Annotated in this window: 22 protein-coding genes; 7 read left to right on the forward strand and 15 right to left on the reverse strand. The window is 70.8% G+C overall.

Annotated features, from left to right (window positions below; translation table 11 throughout):
• Positions 1-24 precede the first annotated feature (24 nt).
• The 11 genes from hpnE to ACGFWE_RS05070 form a co-directional block, all read right to left on the reverse strand.
• Positions 25-1,419: a hydroxysqualene dehydroxylase HpnE gene (gene hpnE, locus ACGFWE_RS05020; RefSeq protein WP_393597926.1), complete on the reverse strand. Its 1,395-nt coding sequence runs from the start codon at positions 1,417-1,419 to the stop codon at positions 25-27.
• On the reverse strand, positions 1,416-1,565 hold the full coding sequence (locus ACGFWE_RS05025) for a DUF6380 family protein (RefSeq protein WP_352380709.1): 150 nt from the start codon (positions 1,563-1,565) through the stop codon (positions 1,416-1,418). The genes hpnE and ACGFWE_RS05025 overlap by 4 nt, the downstream gene beginning before the upstream one ends.
• Complete coding sequence (gene hpnD / locus ACGFWE_RS05030) at positions 1,565-2,515, reverse strand: presqualene diphosphate synthase HpnD (RefSeq protein WP_393597928.1); 951 nt, start codon at positions 2,513-2,515, stop codon at positions 1,565-1,567. The genes ACGFWE_RS05025 and hpnD overlap by 1 nt, the downstream gene beginning before the upstream one ends.
• The gene (gene hpnC, locus ACGFWE_RS05035) at positions 2,512-3,414 is read right to left on the reverse strand and encodes a squalene synthase HpnC (RefSeq protein ID WP_393597930.1); all 903 of its coding nucleotides are present in this window, start codon (positions 3,412-3,414) and stop codon (positions 2,512-2,514) included. Before hpnC ends, hpnD begins: the two co-directional genes overlap by 4 nt.
• Before the next feature lie 387 nt (positions 3,415-3,801).
• Positions 3,802-4,581: an ABC transporter ATP-binding protein gene (locus tag ACGFWE_RS05040; protein ID WP_352380715.1), complete on the reverse strand. Its 780-nt coding sequence runs from the start codon at positions 4,579-4,581 to the stop codon at positions 3,802-3,804.
• Positions 4,574-5,503 (reverse strand): ABC transporter permease, encoded by a 930-nt coding sequence (locus ACGFWE_RS05045; RefSeq protein ID WP_352380717.1) that lies wholly within the window; start codon positions 5,501-5,503, stop codon positions 4,574-4,576. The genes ACGFWE_RS05040 and ACGFWE_RS05045 overlap by 8 nt, the downstream gene beginning before the upstream one ends.
• A gap of 105 nt (positions 5,504-5,608) precedes the next feature.
• Complete coding sequence (locus tag ACGFWE_RS05050; RefSeq protein ID WP_352380719.1) at positions 5,609-6,493, reverse strand: glycosyltransferase; 885 nt, start codon at positions 6,491-6,493, stop codon at positions 5,609-5,611.
• Positions 6,490-7,269, reverse strand: a complete 780-nt coding sequence (locus tag ACGFWE_RS05055) for a CDP-alcohol phosphatidyltransferase family protein (RefSeq protein ID WP_352380721.1) — start codon at positions 7,267-7,269, stop codon at positions 6,490-6,492. Before ACGFWE_RS05055 ends, ACGFWE_RS05050 begins: the two co-directional genes overlap by 4 nt.
• Complete coding sequence (locus ACGFWE_RS05060) at positions 7,247-8,308, reverse strand: iron-containing alcohol dehydrogenase family protein (RefSeq protein ID WP_352380723.1); 1,062 nt, start codon at positions 8,306-8,308, stop codon at positions 7,247-7,249. Before ACGFWE_RS05060 ends, ACGFWE_RS05055 begins: the two co-directional genes overlap by 23 nt.
• Positions 8,296-9,048: a sugar phosphate nucleotidyltransferase gene (locus tag ACGFWE_RS05065; protein ID WP_393597934.1), complete on the reverse strand. Its 753-nt coding sequence runs from the start codon at positions 9,046-9,048 to the stop codon at positions 8,296-8,298. The genes ACGFWE_RS05060 and ACGFWE_RS05065 overlap by 13 nt, the downstream gene beginning before the upstream one ends.
• Positions 9,045-10,853: a DUF5941 domain-containing protein gene (locus tag ACGFWE_RS05070; protein ID WP_393597936.1), complete on the reverse strand. Its 1,809-nt coding sequence runs from the start codon at positions 10,851-10,853 to the stop codon at positions 9,045-9,047. Before ACGFWE_RS05070 ends, ACGFWE_RS05065 begins: the two co-directional genes overlap by 4 nt.
• A 277-nt stretch (positions 10,854-11,130) precedes the next feature.
• Here ACGFWE_RS05070 and galE point away from each other — a divergent pair, with 277 nt between their 5' ends.
• From galE to idi, 3 genes are all read left to right on the forward strand, one after another.
• On the forward strand, positions 11,131-12,099 hold the full coding sequence (galE, locus tag ACGFWE_RS05075) for a UDP-glucose 4-epimerase GalE (protein WP_352380729.1): 969 nt from the start codon (positions 11,131-11,133) through the stop codon (positions 12,097-12,099).
• Between the two features lie 142 nt (positions 12,100-12,241).
• Entirely contained in the window at positions 12,242-13,183 is a 942-nt protein-coding gene (locus ACGFWE_RS05080) for a cation diffusion facilitator family transporter (protein WP_352380731.1), read from the forward strand.
• Positions 13,184-13,385: 202 nt separating this feature from the next.
• Entirely contained in the window at positions 13,386-13,979 is a 594-nt protein-coding gene (idi, locus tag ACGFWE_RS05085; protein WP_352380732.1) for an isopentenyl-diphosphate Delta-isomerase, read from the forward strand.
• Positions 13,980-13,994: 15 nt separating this feature from the next.
• On the opposite strand, the gene ACGFWE_RS05090 is transcribed toward idi, so the two are convergent.
• Positions 13,995-14,594 carry an ATP-binding protein gene (locus ACGFWE_RS05090; protein WP_393598934.1) on the reverse strand — a complete coding sequence of 200 codons (600 nt, stop codon included), beginning with the start codon at positions 14,592-14,594 and terminating at the stop codon, positions 13,995-13,997.
• Positions 14,595-14,720: 126 nt separating this feature from the next.
• Positions 14,721-15,326: a DUF308 domain-containing protein gene (locus ACGFWE_RS05095; RefSeq protein ID WP_352380734.1), complete on the reverse strand. Its 606-nt coding sequence runs from the start codon at positions 15,324-15,326 to the stop codon at positions 14,721-14,723.
• Between the two features lie 70 nt (positions 15,327-15,396).
• Between ACGFWE_RS05095 and ACGFWE_RS05100 the strand changes: the two genes are divergently transcribed.
• A complete protein-coding gene (locus tag ACGFWE_RS05100) occupies positions 15,397-16,155 on the forward strand; it encodes an enoyl-CoA hydratase/isomerase family protein (protein WP_393597939.1) in 759 nt (252 codons plus the stop codon).
• Here ACGFWE_RS05100 and ACGFWE_RS05105 read toward each other — a convergent pair.
• Both ACGFWE_RS05105 and ACGFWE_RS05110 read right to left on the reverse strand, forming a co-directional pair.
• On the reverse strand, positions 16,142-16,777 hold the full coding sequence (locus ACGFWE_RS05105; RefSeq protein WP_393597941.1) for a DJ-1/PfpI family protein: 636 nt from the start codon (positions 16,775-16,777) through the stop codon (positions 16,142-16,144). The two genes, ACGFWE_RS05100 and ACGFWE_RS05105, sit on opposite strands and share 14 nt — an antisense overlap.
• Before the next feature lie 11 nt (positions 16,778-16,788).
• Entirely contained in the window at positions 16,789-17,748 is a 960-nt protein-coding gene (locus ACGFWE_RS05110; protein WP_393597943.1) for a GlxA family transcriptional regulator, read from the reverse strand.
• A 113-nt stretch (positions 17,749-17,861) separates the two neighbouring features.
• Between ACGFWE_RS05110 and ACGFWE_RS05115 the strand changes: the two genes are divergently transcribed.
• From ACGFWE_RS05115 to ACGFWE_RS05125, 3 genes are all read left to right on the forward strand, one after another.
• Positions 17,862-18,731, forward strand: a complete 870-nt coding sequence (locus ACGFWE_RS05115; protein WP_393597945.1) for a hypothetical protein — start codon at positions 17,862-17,864, stop codon at positions 18,729-18,731.
• A gap of 88 nt (positions 18,732-18,819) precedes the next feature.
• Positions 18,820-18,951 carry an LPFR motif small protein gene (locus tag ACGFWE_RS05120; RefSeq protein WP_352380743.1) on the forward strand — a complete coding sequence of 44 codons (132 nt, stop codon included), beginning with the start codon at positions 18,820-18,822 and terminating at the stop codon, positions 18,949-18,951.
• A gap of 94 nt (positions 18,952-19,045) precedes the next feature.
• Positions 19,046-21,412: a Tex family protein gene (locus tag ACGFWE_RS05125; protein WP_352380745.1), complete on the forward strand. Its 2,367-nt coding sequence runs from the start codon at positions 19,046-19,048 to the stop codon at positions 21,410-21,412.
• Positions 21,413-21,414: the final 2 nt, after the last annotated feature.

The raw sequence follows: 21,414 nt of genomic DNA on the forward strand, positions 1-21,414 counted from the left end.
CGGATACGCCGTGCTGGTCGAGCATCACGCGGCCTCCTCGAACTCGAAGAGACGGGCGGGGCGGGGCCGGCCCAGGGCGGCGAGGGCGGCGTCCGCCGCACTCACACCACTGCGGACCGCACTCTCCATGGTCGCGGGCCACCCTGTGGCGGTCCACGCGCCGGCCAGGTAGAGGCCGGGGGCTTTCGTACGGGCGCCGGGCCGCAGCCGTCCGACGCCGGGGGCCGGGGCGAACGTCGCCGTGCGCTCCCGGGTCACGAAGAAGTCCTTCACCTCGGCGCCGTGCGCGAGCGGCAGCAGCCGCTCCAGCTCGGGCAGATACCGCTCGCGCAGTACGGCCACCGGCTCGTCGATCTCGTCGTGCGCGGCCGACTGGGACAGGGCGAGGTACTGGCCCTCGCGCAGCCCGGAGGCGTCGGTGCGGTCGAAGACCCACTGCACCGGGGTGCCGAGGGCCGCGAAGAACGGCTTGTCGAGGACCTTGCGGTCGTAGACGACATGGACGTTGAGGATCGGCGCGGTGCCGATCTCCCGAAGATTTTCCGGGGCGTCGAGCGCCCCCTCCGGCAGCAGGTCACACGCCTCGCCCTGGGCGACGGCGAGCACGACCGCGTCGGCCCGGAGCGTCTCCCCGGGAACCTGAACGCTCCAAGTGCCGTTCTCGTCAGTAGAGATGGAGGTGACGCGTGTACGGACCTCGGTACGCACGCCCGCGGAGTCGAGCGCCTTGCGGGCGAGCCGGTCATGCAGTTCACCCAGCGGGACGTGCGCCCAGCCGATGTCGGCCGCGCCCGGGTCGGACAGCAGACCGGTCTTGAACACCATCGCGGCGAGCCCCAGCGAGGCGTCGCCCGCGACCGCGTTGAGGGTGGCGACCCCGACCAGGTCCCACAGGGCCTCGACGGCACGCGCCGACTGACCGTGCGCGGTCAGCCAGCTGCCGAAGTCCTGTGCGTCCAGGCTCGGATCGGCGAGGTCGAGCCCCTTGAGCGCGAGCGCGGCACGCCCCACCCTGGCCCGCTCGGCGAGCGAGAGATGCGGATAGGTCGCGAGGCTGCGTCCCAGATGCAGGGGCACCGGCAGCGCGTCGCGTCGCAGTCTGCCGAGCCGTCGGCCCGCGGGCCGGGCCACGTCGAGTACGGGCACGTCGAGACGATGCTGCAGCGGCGCCAGCGCCGTCCCCTCGATGCGGTCGAGGAACCAGCGGTAGGCGGTGCAGCAGCGCAGGTAGACATGCTGTCCGTTGTCGACGGTCAGTTCGCCGCGCTGGAAGGAGAAGGCGAGTCCGCCCAGGCGTGGCCTGCCTTCGAGCAGGGTGACGCGCACTCCGGCGTCGGCGAGCGCGAGCGCGGCGGTGATACCGGCGAGCCCACCGCCGATCACGACGGCATCCCGTCCGGACCGCTGTCCGTCGGTCATCGCACATCCTCCCCTGCCCGGACGCCGTGGTGCTTGAACGGTGCACGGCCGGCCGTTGCAGTCAGGGACGCCGTCCTCGAGCGGAGGGTTGCGTGCCGTTTTTCTCCGGCGGCATCACCTTGGACCGAATTGTCCACCTCACCCATCAGGCGCGCCTCCTGACCGTCCGCCGCGTCACATGCCGGGCGTCCAGGCCGGACAGGCCGCGGACGGCGACGTACGCCTTCTCGCGTCCGGGCAGTGAGACCCGGCCGCGCAGCACCGCCTCGGGATCGCGCTCGATGCGGTCGAGCAGTCGGCGGTAGATGCCGGCCATGGCGGCGACACAGGCACCGCTGCGCCGGTCGAGCATGGGCAGCAGCCGGTAGCCCTCGGCGAAAAGGGCGCGGGCCCGTCGCACTTCGAAGTGGACGAGGCCCGCGAAGTCGGCGCCCTCCGGTGGTTTCGGCCCCTTGAAGCCGGCCGAGCAACCGAACTTCGCGAGGTCGTCGGCAGGCAGATAGACGCGCCCGCCCTCGGCGTCCTCACGGACGTCCCTGAGGATGTTGGTGAGCTGGAGCGCGAGACCGAGCGTGTCGGCATACTCCGGCGCGCGCTCGGCGGCGCGCGCCCCGGGTTCGGTGCCGAACACACCGAGCGAGAGCCGGCCGATGGCGCCGGCCACACAGCGGCAGTACACCTTCAGGTCGTCCCAGGTCTCGTAGGTCTCGCCGCGTACGTCCATCAGGACGCCGTCGATCAGTTCGTCCAGGCCGCCCAGCGGGATCGGGAAGGTCTCGGCGGCGTGGGCGAGGGCGACGGCCACCGGATCGGTGTCGTCCTCGCCGACCGAGCCCTCCCGCACCCGGGTCAGCATCGCCCGGGTGTCCTCGAGTCTCGCGGCCTTGACTCCTTCCGCCAGGGCGCCGTCGCCGATGTCGTCGACGCGCCGCGAGAACGCGTAGAGCGCCGACATCGCACGCCGCTTGGACGTCGGCAGCAGCCTGATGCCGTACGCGAAGTTACGGGCCTGCTGTCCGGTCACGGTCTCGCAGTAGCTGTAGGCGGCGAGTACCGGTGCGGACACGTGCGACGGTGACTCCACGGTCCGGATCACCCCTCTCCTCGCAGAGCGACGCCCACCTCGCGCAGCAGTTGGAGCTTGCCGGGCTTGGGCGGGCCGGGAAGTACGTCGTACTGGGCGGCGGCAATCGCGCGGAGCGCCGCCCTTCCTCCCGCCACGAACCCTGCGAGCAGCAGCTTCAGTCTGCCGTGGACGCTACCCACCAGGGGGGCGCCTTCATTCAGGAGTTCACGGGCGCGTTGTGCCTCGTATGCAACCAGAGCGCGCACCGATGCGCCCGCGGTTTTCGTGGCGAGGTCCGCCTCCTGGACGTGAAAGCGCTTCATGTCCACGGCGGGCAGATAGATCCGGTCGCGGCCGAGGTCCTCGGCGACGTCCTGGAGGTGTTCGACGATCTGGAGGGCCGTGCAGATCGCGTCCGAGAGACGGATCCGCTCCGGGGTCGAGGTGCCGGTGACGGCGAGCACGAGACGGCCGACGGGGTTGGCGGACAGCTCGCAGTAGGCGAGCAGGTCGTCGTAGGTCTCGTAGCGGGTGACGAGCTGGTCCTGGCGGTTGGCGGCGATCAGGCCGAGGAAGGGCTCGGGGGTGAGGGAGCGACGGCGGACCGTGGGCTGGAGGCGGCGCAGCAAGGGGTGGCGGGGGGCTCCGGAGAAGACGCGGTGCAGGTCGGCCTCGAAGGCGTCCAGCAGGACCAGCCGGTCCCCGGCCTCCGCGGGGGACACGCCGAGCAGGGCGGCGTCGGCGTCGCCGGGGGCCAGGTCGCCGTCGCCGATGTCGTCGACGAGGCGCGCGAAGCCGTAGACCGCCATGAGGTCGGTGCGCCAGTCCTTGGGCAGGAAGAACGGAGCCACGGGGAAGTTCTCCGCCGCGGCCTTGTCGAGCGTTCCGCGCTCCGTCACTCCGGGGCGCGTCGTGCCGGTCTCCGTCATCGCTGCCTGCCCGCGGCGGGGACGGCACGTGCTGCGTTGAGCTGGGGAGTTTCCGTAGCCATCGCCGTCACATCTCCCGTTCTACACCGCCGACCCAATGCACACTATTTCGGACACGCCGCCCGGCCGTCCGCGCGGCGTCCCCGTGATCGGGTGTCGCGCATTATCGCCCCACTTGCCGCGATTGGGCACCGGTACAGCTTACGTTGTACAACGCGGCAAGGATCGTCGGGGTGTCCTGCACATCACAACAACACACCGATTGGCCTCAAGATTCCTAAGGGGCGCCGAAGTTGACGCTTCCTTTGCAGACGTGTGGCCCCGCCGAAACAGTTCCGGCGGGGCCAGGTCGAGCGGAGCGGTCACGTTCGTCCGGGGCGGAGTGGACTACTTGCCCGTGAACTTCTCGTACTCCTTGATGACCTCGTCGGTCGGGCCGTCCATGCGAAGTTCCCCGCGCTCCAGCCACAGGACGCGGTTGCAGGTGTCACGGATCGACTTGTTGTTGTGACTGACGAGAAACACCGTGCCGGCCTCCTTGCGCAGTTCCCGGATGCGTTCCTCGGAACGCTTCTGGAACTTGCGGTCACCGGTGGCCAGGGCCTCGTCGATCATGAGGACGTCGTGGTCCTTGGCGGCGGCGATGGAGAAGCGCAGACGGGCCGCCATGCCGGAGGAATAGGTGCGCATCGGAAGGGTGATGAAGTCGCCCTTCTCGTTGATGCCGGAGAAGTCGACGATCTCCTGGTAGCGCTCCTTGATCTGCTCCCGGGTCATCCCCATGGCGAGGCCGCCCAGAATGACGTTGCGCTCGCCCGTCAAGTCGTTCATCAGGGCGGCGTTGACGCCGAGCAGGGACGGCTGACCGTGGGTGTAGACGCGGCCGCTCTCGGCGGGCAGCAGGCCGGCGATGGCGCGCAGCAGCGTCGACTTGCCGGAGCCGTTGGAACCGATCAGGCCGACCGCCTCGCCCTTGTAGGCGACGAAGGAGACACCCTTGACGGCGTGCACCTTGCGCACGCCCCGCTCCTCACCGCGCTTGAGGATGCGGCTCAGCGCGGCGGTCGCGCTGCCCTTGCCGGCCTTGGCGCCGTTGACGCGGTAGACGATGTGCAGCTCGTCCGCGATCACGGTGGGGATCTGCTCGTCCCTGGTGTCCTCAGCCACGGCCGTACCTTTCCTCCGCCTTCCAGAAGTACACGAAGCCACCCAGCGCGAAGAGCGCCGCCCAGCCGCCCGCGGCCGCCCAGACGTGGTCGGGCAGGTTCTCGGCGCCGTACTCGTCGATCAGGGCGAAGCGCATCAGGTCCATGTAGATGGCCGCCGGGTTCCACTGGAGCACCGTGGCGACCCACTGCGGCTTGTCGGCCAGCATGATCGGGATGGAGAACATCACGCCGGACGCGTACATCCAGGTACGCATCACGAACGGCATGAGCTGCGCCAGGTCGGGGGTCTTGGCACCCGCGCGGGCCATGATCAGCGCCAGGCCGCTGTTGAAGAGGAACTGGAGGATCAGCACCGGCACGATGAGCGCCCAGGACAGGTCCGGGTAGTGGCCGAAGCCGATCGCCACGGCGAACAGCACGACCATCGAGAACAGCAGCTGCTGGAGCTGCTGGAGCGCGAAGGAGATCGGCAGGGACGCCCGCGGGAAGTGCAGGGCGCGGACCAGGCCGAGGTTGCCGGAGATGGCGCGTACGCCCGCCATCACGGAGCTCTGCGTGAAGGTGAACACGAAGACACCCGTGACCAGGAACGGGATGTAGACGTCCTTCGGCATGCCCCGGCTGGCGTTCAGGATGACGCCGAAGATGAAGAAGTACACGGCCGCGTTCAGCAGCGGCGTCGCCACCTGCCACAGCTGGCCGAGCTTGGCCTGGCTGTACTGGGCGGTCAGCTTCGCCCGCGAGAACGCGAGGATGAAGTGGCGCCGGTCCCAGAGCTGGCGGACGTACTCGACGAGTGAGGGCCTGGCGCCGCTCACGGTCAGGCCGTACCGGTCGGCGAGCTGTGCCGCCGTGAGGCCCTCGTCGGGCGACGCGGGCGCGCTCACCGCGACCGTGCCGTCGTGCGTTGTCTCACTCACTGATGGATAGCTTTCCTCTTCGGGATGCTTCGGGATGCGCGCCTGTGCGGACAGGGCGGGAGCGCGGGCCGGGGTGCGGCCCTGCCGCTCTCGGGAACGAGCTTGTCAGATGACCGGGGGCCGGCCCAGTCGGGTCAGTCGCCAGACGGTACGCCACTTCATCGGCCTGCGCGGTCCGCACGGCGTGCTCCAGCCCTCCCGGAAGCCGCCGAACCAGGCCTTCAGAGCGGGCCGTGAGGGGCGGCGCACCAGGGTGAGCAGCATCCAGACACCGAGGTAGACCGGGACGAGCAGCGCGGGCAGGTTGCGGCGGGCGAGCCAGACGCGGTTGCGGGCGACCATGCGGTGGTAGACCGCGTGCCGCGAGGGCGCGGTCGTCGGGTGGTACAGCACCATGTCGGACCGGTAGTCGATCATCCAGCCCGCGTCGAGGGCCCGCCATGCAAGGTCGGTTTCCTCGTGGGCGTAGAAGAACTCGTCCGGGAGGCCGCCGACTTCGGCGAAGACCTGGGTGCGGACGGCGTTGGCGCCACCGAGGAAGGTGGTCACCCGGGAGGAGCGCATCGGGTCGGCGGCCCGCAGCCGGGGCACGTGCCGGCGCTGGGTGACCCCGGTATCGGGGTCGGCGATGCGGAAGCTGACGATGCCGAGCCCGGGGTCCTTGGTGAACGCCTCGCGGCACAGTTCGGCGGTGTCGTGGTTCGGGAGGAGACCGTCGTCGTCCAGGAAGAGCAATATGTCGACGTCGCGGCCGCTGGGGCCGAAGGCCTCGATGCCGACGTTGCGGCCGCCGGGGATGCCGAGGTTCTCGGGCAGCTCGACGGTCCGCACGCCGGCGGGGACGTCCGGGACGGGCGAGCCGTTGCCGACGACGACCACCTCGACCGGGTCGCCGTCCTGCTTGGCGACCGAGTCGAGCAGGGCACGCAGCTCCTCGGGGCGGTTGCCCATGGTGATGATGACCGCGCCGACCTTCATGCCCGTACTCACTTCAGCCTGCTGGAGGCGAGGATGGACACGAGGTGCAGCAGCGTCTGGAGCAGCGCGATGCCGGCCATCACGGCGACGCCGAGCCGGGAGAAGAACAGGTCGCCGCGCATCTGGTCCACGATCGCGAGGACCAGGATCAGCAGGGACGCCTCGATGCCGAGGATCAGCCGGTGGAACTTGAACGCGGCGGCGGCCCGGCGGGCCAGTGCCATGCCGGAGGAGCGCATCTCGGCGGCCGCCTCCTGGACCGGCGGCTTCCCGGTCTGGTGGCGGGCGACACCGACCAGGTCGGTCTCGGCCTTGATCAGGATGGCGCCGAGGGCGGCCAGCGTGCCGAGGAAGGCCCACAGCCAGTCGATACGGCCGCTGCCGAACAGGTCGGCGGCGCGCAGACCGAAGCCGACGAGCACGGCCGCGTCGGTCAGGTACGCGCCCACGCGGTCCAGGTACACGCCGTTGAGCGAGTACTGCTTCTTCCAGCGCGCGATCTCGCCGTCGACGCAGTCGAGCAGCAGATACATCTGGACGCACACCACACCGAGCACGGCCCCCGGGATCCCCGGCACCAGGAGGGCCGGGGCCGCCAGGACACCGAAGACGGTCATCAGGTACGTGAGCTGGTTGGGCGTGACCCTGGTGTTCACCAGGTAGCGGTCCACCCGCAGGGACACCTCACGCATGTAGAGGCGTCCCATCCAGTGCTCACCGCTGCGCCGGTCCTTGACCCCTGCGGGGTGGACGACCGGACGGAGTTCAGCTACCGATGGCCTTGACATAGTCGGCGTAGATGTCCTTGATCTGGTCGGTCTTGAGGTCGAGGTGTTCGAGGATGGTGTAGCGGCCGGGGCGGGTCTGCGGAGCGAACTCCACGGCGCGCACGAACTCCGCGGGCGTGAAGCCGATCTCCTCCGGCAGTACCGGAAGTCCGTGCCGGCGCAGTACCTCGGCCATGTACGCCGATTCCTCGTGGGCTCCGCGCAGGTACATCGCGAAGGCCGCGCCCAGGCCGCACTGCTCGCCGTGGGCGGCGGCGCGCTTGGGGTAGAGCAGGTCGAACGCGTGGTTGATCTCGTGGCACGAGCCGGACGCGGGCCGTGAGTCGCCCGAGATCGACATCGCGACCCCGGTGAGGACCAGTGCCTCGGCGAGCACCTGGAGGAAGTTGTTGTCGCCGACCCCGCCGGGATGCCGGAGCACTGCCTCGCCGGCCTGGCGGGCCATGGCGGCCGCGAGTCCGTCGATCTTCTCACCCTTGACGCGGCTCGCGAGCTCCCAGTCGGCGATCGCGTTGATGTTGGAGATCGCGTCGCCGATACCCGCGCGCACGAAGCGCACCGGGGCCTCACGGATGACGTCCAGGTCGATGACGGCCGCTATCGGGTTGGGCACACCGTAGGAGCCGCGGCCCGCGTCGTTGTCGAGGGTCGCGACGGGCGAGCACAGGCCGTCGTGCGCGAGGTTCGTCGGTACGGCGACCAGGGGCAGCCCGACGCGCGCCGCGGCGAACTTGGCGCAGTCGATGATCTTGCCGCCGCCGAGTCCGACGACCGCGTCGTAGTGGCCGGCCTTCATCTCGCCGGCCAGCCGGATCGCGTCGTCGAGGGTGCCGCCGCCGACCTCGTACCAGGTGGCGCCGGGCAGGGCGGGAGCGAGCCGTTCCTTCAGCTTGGCGCCGGAGCCGTTGCTGACGGCGACGGCCAGCTTGCCGGAGTGCGAGATGCGCTCGTCGGCGAGCACACCGGCCAGGTCGTCGAGGGCACCCGGGCGGATGTCCACGACGACCGGTGCGGGGATCAGCCTGGTCAATAGCGGCACGCGATCTCCCGTCCACGGGCGAGGTCGTCGTGGTTGTCGATCTCCACCCACGGGACGTCGCCGATCGGCGCGACGTCGATGCGGAAGCCGCGGTTCACGAGCTCCTGATAGCCGTGCTCGTAGAACTGCTGGGGGTCGGTCTCCCAGACGGTCTTCAGGGCGTCGGCCAGTTCGGGGGCGGCGGCGCCCTCGATGAGGGTGACACCGATGTACTCGCCGGTGGCCTCGGCCGGGTCCATCAGCTTGGTGATCTTCGTCATGCCCTTCTCGGGGTCGACGACGACCTTCATCTCCTCGTCCGCGAGGGACTTCACGGTGTCCAGGGCGAGGATGATCCGCTTGCCCTCGCCGCGGGCGGCGAGCAGCGTCTTCTCGACGGAGACCGGGTGCACGGTGTCGCCGTTGGCGAGGATCACGCCGTCCTCGAGGGCGTCACGGCCGCACCACAGGGAGTAGGCGTTGTTCCACTCCTCGGCCTTGTCGTTGTCGATGAGGGTGAGATTGAGGCCGTACTTCGCCTCCAGCGCCGCCTTGCGCTCGTACACGGCCTCCTTGCGGTAGCCGACGATGACCGCGACCTCGGTCAGACCGATCTCGGCGAAGTTGCCGAGGGTGAGGTCCAGGACCGTGGGTTCGCCCTCTATGCCCGCAGGCCCCACCGGCACCAGAGCCTTGGGAAGGCTGTCGGTGTAGGGGCGCAGACGGCGTCCGGCGCCGGCCGCCAGCACGAGGCCGATCATGCGGGTTCTCCTTCATCGTGTACGGCGGGCGCCCCAGCGGACACCCAGAAGCGGATGCTCTCGACGAGCACCAGCAGGGCCACGGCCACGGCCAGGGCCGTGAGCGCGACCGTGAACTGCGAGGCGGTGAGCGCCGCGGCCAGAACGGCGACGAGAAGTGTCCGCCCCTCCTGCCCCCCGACGGCACGCACCAGCCAGGCCGGGGGCGCTCCGGCGTTGCCGCGGATGCGGTACACCGTGTCGTAGTGATGGTAGGCGACGGCGGCCACCAGGCCGAAAGCCGCAGGAAGGGCCCCGTTCACGTCCGCTTCGGCCGCGAGCAGCAGGACGATGCCGTACTCCGCGGCGCGGAAGAAGGGCGGGACCAGCCAGTCGAGGGCGCCCTTGAGGGGGCGGGCCACGGCCAGGGCCGAGGTGACCGCGTAGATCACCGCTCCGACCACTGTCAGCGGTCCGCCGAAGCCGGGCTGCCAGGCGAGACCGACGAGGACGAGACCGCCGAGCAGGGCCAGAGCAGGGGCGGCGAAACCGGGCAGGCGGCGCGCGGGAGCCTTGAGGAGCCCCGCGATGGCCTGCGCGAGCGGGCCCGAGTCCGTGAGGTCCGCCAGCGCCTGCGCCGCCCGGTCCGTCCGCCGTGCCTTGCGGGTCAGCGACCGCAGCACCCGGCCCGCCGTCGTGTACGTCGCCGCGAAGGCGCACCCGACGAGAAGGGCGTAGAAGGTGATCCGCGGAGTCGTGACCGCGGTGAGCACCGCGATCATCGCCCAGCGCTCCCCGATGGGCAGGACGATCATCCGCCGGACCCACACCGTCCAGCCGACGCTGTCGAGCTTGTCCGAAAGGGCCGCCGTGGGGCTGGTGTTGGCGGTCGCGTCGTGGTTCGCCTCGTTGAAGGAGAAGTCGACGACGTGCCGGCAGGTCTGCAGGATCATCGCGCCGAGCGCCAGGGCCCAGACGTCGTCGCCGCCACGGGCCGCGCCGAGGGCGAGGCCGGCGTAGTAGGCGTACTCCTTGGCGCGGTCGAAGGTGGCGTCGAGCCAGGCGCCGAGGGTGGAGTACTGCAGGGAGTAACGGGCGAGCTGGCCGTCGGTGCAGTCCAGGACGAAGGACGCGATGAGCAGGACGCCCGCGGCGACGAAGCCGCCCCGGGTGCCGGTGGCCGCGCAGGCCGCCGCGATCAGCGCGGTGATCAGGGAGGCCGTGGTGACCTGGTTCGGGGTCAGGCCGCGACGGGCGCACCAGCGGGCGAGGTAGCGGGAGTAGGGGCTGATGAAGTGGGTGGTGAAGAACCCGTCGCGGGACTTCACGGCGGACTTCAGGCGTACGGCCTCGTCGTCGACGTCCGCGACGGCCTGCCGTGCCTCGTTGCGGGCCTGCGGGTCGGCGGGGACGGTGGCGACCAGACTGCCGAGCTCGGGGCGGTACACCTCGGCGCCGTCATCGGCCAGCGCGGTGACGATGCGGTCGGGGAGGCTGTCCACGGCGACTGCCGTGCCGCCGCCCGCGGAGTTCTCGCGGGCCAGTGCCCGGGTGAGGGTCACGCGTCCGTCGGGCTGTGCGGTGACGGCGCCGGGCAGCGCGGCGAGGGGGAAGCGGGGGTCGGTGAGGCCCAGGCGCAGCGCGTGTACGTGGCCGACGAACCGGGTGTCGACGAGGGCGACGCGCTGGTCGCAGGGCGTCTCGGCGATCAGCCGCTCGGCGTCGGCGGCGTCCGCGGCGACCCGCACGTCGAAGCCGAGGGACCGCAGATCACCCTCGATCGACGATCCGGGGACCGGCTGACCGGTGAGGATGGCGGTCGACAACCGAACTCACTCCCTGGGTGCCGACGCGCGGGCGCCGGTCATGTGCACGATGGGGGCGCCCCTTGGCTGGACCAGGCGGGCGGCATGTCGGCAGAGGCTATCGGATGCCAAGAAGGCCGCGTTCACCGCCCGTTCACGGGCCGATCAACACCGTCTCCCCCGGCCTTTGCCGCGATCATCATCGGTGATGTGGGCCCCCGCCCACAAACCGCGCTCCACAGAGCGGACATCCAGGACATCGCGTGGGTCCGGGTGCCTCGGCATAGGGTGGGCGACCATGACGTGGCTGATCACCGGCGGTGCCGGGTACATAGGGGCGCATGTGGCGGGGGCCATGACGGGGGCCGGGGAGCGGGTGCTCGTCCTGGACGACCTGTCGGCGGGGGTACCCGCGCGGCTGCCCGCCGACGTGCCGCTGGTGCGGGGCTCCTCGCTGGACGGCGGCCTGCTGAAGCGGGTGCTGGCCGAGCACGCGGTGACGGGTGTGGTGCATCTCGCGGCGCGCAAGCAGGTCGCCGAGTCGGTGGCGCAGCCGACCCGCTACTACCAGGAGAACGTCGGCGGTCTCGCGACCCTCCTGGAGGCGGTCGCGGAGGCGGGGATCGAGCGCTTCCTCTTCTCCTCCTCGGCGGCCGTCTACGGCAACCCCGCGGCGGAACTGATCACGGAGGAGACGCCGTGCGCCCCCGTGAACCCCTACGGCGAGACGAAACTCGCCGGGGAGTGGCTGGTGCGGGCGGCCGGACAGGCACACGGGATCTCCACGGTCTGCCTGCGCTATTTCAACGTCGCCGGCGCCGCGGCGCCGGAGCTCGCGGACACCGGTGTCTTCAACATCGTGCCCATGGTCTTCGACCGCCTCACCCGCGACGAGGCCCCGCGGATCTTCGGCGACGACTATCCGACGCCGGACGGCACCTGCGTCCGTGACTACATCCATGTGTCCGACCTCGCCGAGGCGCATCTCGCGGCGGCCCGGCGACTGTCGGAAGGCGGACAGAGCGGTGACCTGACGGTCAACATCGGTCGCGGCGAGGGCGTCTCCGTACGCGAGATGGTCACGGTGATCGGCGAGGTGACCGGAGACCGACGGCCCGCGGTCGTGGAGCCCCGGCGCCCCGGGGACGCGCCCGTGTCGGTGGCCTCGGCCGCGCTGGCCGCCGAGACGCTCGGGTGGAGCGCGCGGCGAGGGGTGCGCGAGATGATCGAGTCGGCCTGGCGCGGATGGCTGCTGCACCACCACTGAGGCTGTCCTGACCTGCGGTTCGTTTCCGCAGGTCAGGACATATGACAACGGTGTTCAGTGCCGCGTTGCCGGATACCCCCAGGGCGTAGTTCACTGTGATCCCGGACGGGTGTTCCGGATCGACGCGCAGGAGGCGGCTTCCATGGGGGCAGGGCACGATCACGGGCACGCGCACTCGCATGCGCCGACCGGCGGTACGGCGACCGCGGCGTACGTCGGCAGGCTGCGGGTGGCGCTGTCGATCACGCTCACCGTCATGGTGGTCGAGATCGTCGGCGGCTTCGTCGCGGACTCGCTCGCCCTGGTCGCGGACGCGGCGCACATGGCGACGGACGCGCTGGGTCTCGGCATGGCCCTCCTCGCGATCCACTTCGCGAACCGCCCGGCGACCGGCAACCGCACCTTCGGGTACGCCCGCGCCGAGATCCTCGCCGCCCTCGCGAACTGTCTGCTGCTGCTCGGGGTCGGCGGCTACGTGTTGTACGAGGCGATCCAGCGGTTCGTCACGCCGGCCGACACCGAGGGCGGGCTGACCATCGTGTTCGGTGCGATCGGTCTGGTCGCGAACATGATCTCGCTGACCCTGCTGATGCGCGGTCAGAAGGAGAGCCTGAACGTGCGCGGGGCGTTCCTGGAGGTCGCGGCGGACGCGCTGGGCTCGCTCGCGGTGCTGATCGCGGCGACGGTGATCCTGACCACGGGCTGGCAGGCCGCCGACCCGATCGCCTCGCTCGTCATCGGCCTGATGATCGTGCCGCGCACCGTCAAGCTGCTGCGCGAGACCCTCGACGTCCTGCTGGAGTCGGCACCCAAGGACGTCGACATGACGGAGGTGCGGATGCACATCCTGGCCCTGGACGGCGTGGAGGACGTCCACGACCTGCACGCCTGGACGATCACCTCGGGGATGCCGGTGCTGTCCGCGCACGTGGTGGTGCGCTCCGACGTGCTCAGCGCGATCGGCCACGAGAAGATGCTGCACGAGCTCCAGAACTGTCTCGGCGACCACTTCGACGTGGAGCACTGCACCTTCCAGCTGGAGCCGAGCGGGCACGCGGAACACGAGGCACGGCTGTGCCACTGACGGGTGTACCAGTGACACACGTGTACGGTGCATGAAACGCCCGTTCTGACGGAATGCAGCGATCCGGCGCACCTTTGCGTCCTCCACCGCACAGCACCACCCCGAGCGGTTCCCCGCCCGCCGCGCCGGGCACGATCAACTGCCGGGAGTGCCCGATCCGTGCGGCACACTTGGGGCGCGAAGACCGATGTGAAGGATGGGTATGCCGACCACACCTGCCACCACGACGCACACTCCGTCGAACGGCGCCGCGAACGCGATCCTGCTGGAACTGGTCGACGAGCACGGTGTGACGATCGGCACCGCGGAGAAGCTCGCCGCCCACCAGCCCCCGGGACAACTGCACCGCGCCTTCTCGGTGTTCCTCTTCGACGAGCGCGGCCGACTGCTCCTCCAGCAGCGCGCGCTGGGCAAGTACCACTCCCCCGGTGTGTGGTCCAACACCTGCTGCGGCCACCCCTACCCGGGCGAGGCGCCCTTCGCGGCGGCGGCCCGGCGGACGTACGAGGAACTGGGGGTCTCCCCGTCGCTGCTCGCCGAGGCGGGCACGGTGCGCTACAACCACCCGGACCCGGACTCGGGCCTGGTCGAGCAGGAGTACAACCACCTCTTCGTCGGCATGGTGCAGTCCTCGCTCGCCCCGGACCCGGAGGAGGTCGCCACGACCGCCTTCGTGACCCCGGACGAGCTGGCGGAGCGGCACGCGAAGGACGTTTTCTCGGCGTGGTTCATGACGGTGCTGGACGCGGCCCGTCCCGCGGTCAGGGAGCTGACGGGCCCGTCCGCCGGCTGGTGAGCGATTCTCTGCCGCTCAGGGCACGCGCACGGCCATGAGCGGCAGGGCGGCCCAGATCACCTTGCCGCCACTGGCCGTGTGCTCGACGTCGCAGACTCCGCCCGCCTCCCGGGTGATCTCGCGGACCAGGAGCAGTCCCCGGCCTCCCTCGCCGCTGTGATCGGTCTCCAGGGCGGTCGGCCGGTAGGGGTGGTTGTCCTCCACGGACACCCGCACCCACTCCGCGCCGACGGCCACCTCCACGGCGAGCATCGGCGAGAGCAGGGCCGCGTGCCGGACGGCGTTCGTGACGAGCTCGGACACGATCAGCAAGAGGCCCTGGACGAGATCGTCCGAGACGGGCACGCCCTGGCGGTACAGCAGGTCCCGCACGGCGTGTCGCGCCTGTGGGACCGACGCGTCGACGGCGGGGGCGGTGAACCGCCACACGCCCTCGTACGGCAGCGGGTCCGGTGCGCCCGGGTCGAGGGAGTCCGGGTCGAGGGAGTCCGGGCCGAGGGAGTCCGGTCCGAGGGGATCCGGGCCGGGGGGATCCTGTTCGAGAGGGTCCGGTTCGAGGGGGTCTTCTCCGCTGTCCGTTGGGCGAGGGCCGGACCCACGCCCATGGTCGTCCATTCTTCGGTCGCCACCCTTGCGCTCGATTGTCACCACACGTCGAGTGTTGGCAGCATGTCACCCCGGCCCGCCGTACTGAACAGAAGTCAGCGCATATCGAGTGGCTCTGACCGTTTCCGCACGGAGCTACTCAAGGTGTGTCGGTTTCGCGGCCGCCTCCTGCCGCTCGGTGACCATGCCGACGACCTTGCGTCCGCCGAAGCCGGTGGCGACGAGGCCGAGGCCGTCGAAGAGCAGGGCGAGCGAGAAGAAGCAGCCGATCACGTACTTGCTGCTGCTCGGCCAGGACGCCAGCACCAGGATGCCCAGCAGCAGGTCGAAGGCGCCCTGCACGAGCGTCCAGCCGAACTGCGGTCCGCGCACCACCAGGCTGCCGGCCAGCCGGAACACCCCGCCGGTCAGGAAGAGCAGCGCGGCGAACATGGTCAGTGCCGCTGCCGCCGCCTCCGGTCGCCCGATGACGACCACGCCGGCCGCGATGTTCAGGGCGGCGACCACGGCACCGAGCCAGAAGAAGTTGGAGTCCCGGGCCTGGACCGCGTGCAGGAGTCCGACCACGCCGCCGATCAGCAGGAGCCAGCCGAAAAGGATCATCGAGGTGAGCGTGGCCACCCCGGTATAGATCAGCCCGACGAGTCCGGCGATCACCAGGACCACGCCCAGCGCCGCCAGCCAGCCGAAACCGCGGCTCAACTTGGCCGCCTCGGGGTTCTCCGCCTTGTTCACTGACATGCGGGGGCCTCCTCGCGCTGCGGACCCCTTCTTGATCGTACGGTCGGGGCGTGGGGCTAGCATCCGACGCATGGAGCTCCCGGAGCCGCAGCTGCTGCACACCGTCACCGACTCGGTCGCTACCGTCGTAGTGCACCATCCGGCCAAGCGCAATGCCATGACGGCCGCGATGTGGCGGGCGCTGCCGCCGCTCCTTGAGACGCTGGCCGCCGATCCGGGCGTCCGGGCGCTCGTGCTGACCGGTCAGGGCGGGACGTTCTGTGCGGGCGCGGACATCTCCACGCTGCGTGAATCGTCCGAGGAGGCGCAGGAGCTGGCGGTGCGTGCCGAGGAGGCCCTCGCCGCGTTTCCGAAGCCGACGCTCGCGGCGGTCCGGGGGCACTGTGTGGGCGGCGGTTCGCAGCTCGCGGCGGCGTGCGATCTGCGGTTCGCCGAGGAGGGCGCGCTGTTCGGGGTGACACCGTCGAAGCTCGGGATCGTGTATGCGGCGTCCTCCACCCGGCGACTGGTGTCGCTGGTCGGTCCCGCCACCGCCAAGTACCTATTGTTCTCCGGTGAGTTGATCGACGCGGAGCGGGCGTTGCGTACGGGCCTGGTCGACGAGGTACTGCCGACGGGTGAACTGGCCAAGCGGGTCGGGGAGTTCACGCGAATCCTGGCGTCCCGTTCGCAGCTCACGCAGGCCGCGGCGAAGGAGTTCGCGAACGGCCGTACGGACCGGGACGCGTACTGGGCCGGGCAGGCGCGGGGCAGCGGCGACACCGCGGAGGGGGTCGCCGCGTTCCTGGAGCGCAGGACACCGCGCTTCACCTGGACTACGTCAGGATGAAGCGGCTCTTGGAGCGGAACTCCTCGACGAGGTGCGCGGGCGCCTTCTGCGGCGAACCGGCGTCGTAGGGGGGCTGCGGGTCGTACTCGATGCCGAGTTGTACGGCCTGTGCGACGAAGTCCCCGGCGATGCGGCCGATCAGCGTGAGCCCCATGTCGATGCCGGAGGAAACGCCGGCCGCGGTGACGTACTTGCCGTCGGTCACCACCCGTTCCCCCGTCGGCTCGGTCCCGAACTTCCGCAGTTCGTCGAGCGCCAGCCAGTGCGAGGTGGCGCGGCGCCCTTCGAGGAGGCCTGCGGCGGCGAGCAGCAGGGAGCCGGTACACACGGACGTCGTCCAGGTGCTGGTGGCGTCAGCGGCGCGGATCCAGTCGAGCAGCGCCCGATTCTCCATCTGCGGGGTCTGCCCCGGGCCGCCCGGGACGACCAGGACGTCCGGGTTCGGCACCTCGGCCAGGGTCCGGTCGGCGATCAGTGCGAGGCTGCCGCTGTCGGCACGGACGGGACCGGTCTGCTCGGCGACGAAGACCACCTCGGAGTCAGGGAGGCGACCGAGGGTCTCGTACGGTCCTACGGCGTCCAGGGCGGTGAAGCGGTCGAAGAGGACGATGGCGATCTGCACAGGGAGTCCTTTCAGTGGGCCGGGGTCGGGTGGAAGCGGCGGCGGTACTCGGAGGGGGCCGTGCCGAGGGCCTTGACGAAGGCGCGGCGCATGCCCTCGGGAGTGCCGTAGCCGCAGGCGCGGGAGATCTCCTCGATGCCGTCGGAGGTGTCCTCCAGGAGGCGGCGGGCGTGTTCCAGCCGGACCCGGTCGACGTACCGGCCCGGTGTCATGCCTGTCTCGGTCTGGAAGGCGCGGGCGAAGTGGCGGGGCGAGAGGCGGGCCCGGGCGGCGAGGCTCTCGACGCTCAGGTCGTCGGCGGGGTGCTCGGTGATCCACTGCTGGACCTCGCGCAAGGGCTCGCGCTGGGCGGTCTGGGCGGCGAGCTGGGCGCTGAACTGGGCCTGGTTGCCGGGCCGGCGCAGGAAGACGACCAGGTGGCGGGCGATGACGAGGGCGGCGTCCCGGCCCAGGTCCTCCTCGACCAGGGCGAGCGCGAGGTCGACCCCGGAGGTGACGCCGGCGGACGTCGACACATGTCCGTCGCGCACATAGATCGGGTCCGGGTCCACCTCCACGGACGGGTGGTCGCGGGCGAGCTTGTCGCAGTACGCCCAGTGCGTGGTGACGCGGCGGCCGTCCAGGAGCCCCGCCTCGGCGAGCCGGATGGCGCCGGTGCACACCGAGACCAGGCGCTCGGCCCGCGGCCCGTGCTCGCGCAGCCAGTCGGCGATGCGGGCGTCGGGGTGCCGGGTGCCCCGGCCACCGGGCACGAGGAGGGTATGCGGGGCATCCGCCCGCGCGAGGGCCTCGTCCGGTACGACGGTCAGGCCGCTGGAGGTGCGTACGGGAGCGCCGTCGAGCGAGGCCGTACGGATGCGGTACGTGCCCGGAGTGAGCTGCTCGGCCCCGGCGAAGACCTCCAGCGGGCCGGTGACGTCGAGGCTCTGCACGCCGTCGAAGAGGACGAAGAGAACGGTTCGCTGGGCCATGCCTTTGATTCTTGGGGCGGGGCGCGATGGCGGCAATGACGAGTTCCCCACCTTTTCTGCCATGCCCGGCACAGCCGTCGAACGGATACCAAGCGGTCGGTAACCTGCTCGTCATGACTACTGCCGCCCTGGAACCACGTGCCGGACGCCGCTGTCACAACCCGCTCAACTCCCTGCACGCGGCGCACTACTTCTCTCCCGACCTGGACAAGGAGCTGGCCGCGATCGGCGTCACCCATCCGCGGGCCGTCAACTTCGCGGTGCGGGCCGCAGCGCTGGGTCCGGTCGGGCCGGGGGCGGTCACGGCGGCGTTCTACAACTACAAGCACGAGTTGGTCGCCGAGCACGTGCCCGCCGTGTGGCGGACCACCACGCCCGAACAGGTCCTGGCGGCACGCGCGCGTGCCGTCGACTCGACCCTGCGCCGCCTGCTCGGCGACGAGACCGTGGCGTCGGAGGGGATGGCCGAGGCCGCGCGGCTCGCGCTGCGGGCCACGGAGGCCTGTTCGCGCGCCGCCCGCCCGCTGTACTCCGCGCACGCCGACCTGCCGGTGCCCGAGGCACCCCACCTGGCGTTCTGGCACGCCGCGACGCTGCTGCGCGAGCACCGGGGCGACGGACATCTCGCCGCCCTGATGTCCGCGGAGCTGGACGGCCTGGAGGCCCTGGTGACCCACACCGCGACGGGCCGGGGCATGACACCGTCATGGGTGTTCACCACCCGCGGGTGGACCCGCCAGGAGTGGGACGCGGCCGCCGGCCGGCTCCGGGAGCGCGGACTGCTGGACGCCGACGGTGAGCTGACCGGGCGGGGTGTCGCCCTGCGGGAGGAGATCGAGGCGGAGACGGACCGCCTGGACCGGGCCCCGTACGAGCACCTCGGGGCCGACGGCGTACGACGGCTGACAGAGCTCGCGGTGGGCTTCGCCCGGGCCGCGTCGACCGCGGGGGCCTATCCCGCGGACCTGATCGGCAAGCGCTGAAACACGGGGCCACGAAGATTGCCCGGCCGTCTCGGAGGTACCCGTTCCTTTCCCGGTCGTCGCGGCCGGGAGAGGAAAGGGGATACACATGTTCCGCGCGATCGCAGACGTCCTGCGCCAGATCGGTGGCGCCATCGCCACCGTGGTGACCCTGCCCTTCCGGGCGGTGGCCCGGCTCTTCGGCGGTGCGTCCGGCTCCACGAGGAGCAGCAGGGCCTGATGACCTCGGCCTGATGACCGCGCCCTGATCCCCGACTGTCGGTGCCGCCTGCCACAATTGCCGCGCAACCTCAGTGAGAAGGCGGTACGGGATCGTGACGACACCCGGGTCCAGCGGGTCCACCAGCGCAGGGTCGATCGAAAGCAGGATCGCCGAGGAACTCGGCGTACGGGAGCGGCAGGTGAAGGCTGCCGTGGAGCTGCTGGACGGCGGTTCCACGGTTCCCTTCATCGCCCGCTACCGCAAGGAAGCGACCGAGATGCTCGACGACGCGCAGCTGCGCACGCTCGAGGAGCGGTTGCGGTATCTGCGGGAGCTGGAGGAGCGGCGGACGGCGATCCTCGACTCGGTGCGCGAGCAGGGCAAGCTCACCGAGGAGCTCGAGGCGCGGATCCGCGGCGCGGAGACCAAGGCGCGCCTGGAGGACATCTACCTGCCGTTCAAGCCGAAGCGGCGCACCAAGGCGCAGATCGCCCGCGAGGCAGGTCTGGAGCCGCTCGCCGAGGGCCTGCTCGGGGACCCGGGTGTCGCGCCGCTCGCCGCGGCCGCCGCGTTCGTCGACGCCGACAAGGGCGTCCCGGACGCGCAGGCCGCGCTGGACGGTGCCCGGGCGATCCTGACCGAGCGCTTCTCGGAGGACGCCGACCTGATCGGTGAGCTGCGCGAGCGCATGTGGGTGCGCGGGCGGCTGGTCGCCAAGGTACGGGACGGCAAGGAGGAGGCGGGCGCCAAGTTCGCCGACTACTTCGACTTCGCCGAGGCATTCACCGATCTGCCCTCGCACCGCGTCCTGGCGATGCTGCGCGGCGAGAAGGAGGAGGTCCTCGACCTCGTCCTGGAACCCGAGGAGCCGTCCGAGCAGCCCGGTCCTTCCTCCTACGAGGGGATCGTGGCCGGGAAGTTCGGCATCGCCGACCGCGGCCGCCCCGGCGACAAGTGGCTGGTGGACACGGTCCGCTGGGCCTGGCGGACCCGCATCCTCGTGCACCTCGGCATCGACCTCAGGCTGCGGCTGCGGACGGCCGCCGAGGACGAGGCGGTCAACGTGTTCGCGGCCAACCTCCGCGACCTGCTGCTCGCCGCCCCGGCCGGCACGCGCGCGACGCTGGGCCTGGACCCCGGGTTCCGTACGGGCGTGAAGGTCGCCGTGGTCGACGCGACCGGCAAGGTCGTCGCCACCGATGTCATCCACCCGCACGTCCCCGCCAACCGGTGGGACGAGGCGATCGCCAAGCTGGCCCGGCTGGCCCGGGAGCACGCGGTCGAGCTGATCGCGATCGGCAACGGCACGGCGTCCCGCGAGACCGACAAGCTCGCCGGTGAACTCATCACCAAGCACCCGGAGCTGAAGCTCACCAAGGTGATGGTGTCCGAAGCGGGGGCCTCCGTGTACTCGGCGTCCGCGTTCGCCTCGCAGGAACTGCCGGACATGGACGTGTCACTGCGCGGCGCGGTGTCCATCGCGCGCCGGCTCCAGGACCCGCTGGCCGAGCTCGTGAAGATCGACCCGAAGTCGATCGGCGTCGGCCAGTACCAGCACGACCTGTCCGAGGTGAAGCTGTCGCGCTCTCTGGACGCGGTGGTGGAGGACTGTGTGAACGGCGTGGGCGTCGACGTCAACACGGCGTCCGCCCCGCTGCTCGCCCGGGTCTCCGGGATCACCTCCGGGCTGGCCGAGAACATCGTGTCCCACCGGGACGCCAACGGCCCCTTCAAGGCCCGCACCGAGCTGAAGAAGGTGGCCCGCCTGGGCCCCAAGGCGTACGAGCAGTGCGCCGGCTTCCTGCGGATCCGTGACGGCCACGACCCGCTGGACTCCTCCAGCGTCCACCCCGAGGCATATCCGGTGGTGCGGCGCATGGTGAAGACCGCGGGACAGGACGTCGCCTCCCTCGTCGGCAACACGGCGACGCTGCGTTCGCTTCGGCCGCAGGACTTCGTGGACGAGACCTTCGGTCTGCCCACGGTGACGGACATCCTCAAGGAGCTGGAGAAGCCGGGGCGCGACCCTCGGCCCGCCTTCAAGACGGCGACCTTCAAGGAGGGCGTCGAGAAGATCTCCGACCTCGTCTCCGGGATGGTGCTGGAGGGGGTCGTGACGAACGTGGCGGCGTTCGGGGCGTTCATCGACGTCGGTGTCCACCAGGACGGTCTGGCGCATGTCTCCGCGTTGTCGAAGACGTTCGTCAAGGATCCGCGCGATGTGGTGAAGCCCGGCGACATCGTCAAGGTGAAGGTGCTGGAGGTCGATATTCCGCGGAAGCGGATCTCGTTGACGCTGCGGCTCGATGACGAAGCGGCGGCGAAGCCTTCCGGTGGGGAGCGTCGTCAGCCGCAGCGGGGTGGGCGGCCGCCTCAGCAGCGGCAGCAACGGCAGGCGGCGCCTGCTCCGGCCAACGGTGCGATGGCTGATGCTCTGCGTAAGGCGGGGCTGCTCGATTCCAAGAAAAAGGGGCGGTAGCG

This window comes from Streptomyces sp. NPDC048523 (assembly GCF_043199815.1).
Taxonomy (GTDB): Bacteria; Actinomycetota; Actinomycetes; order Streptomycetales; family Streptomycetaceae; genus Streptomyces.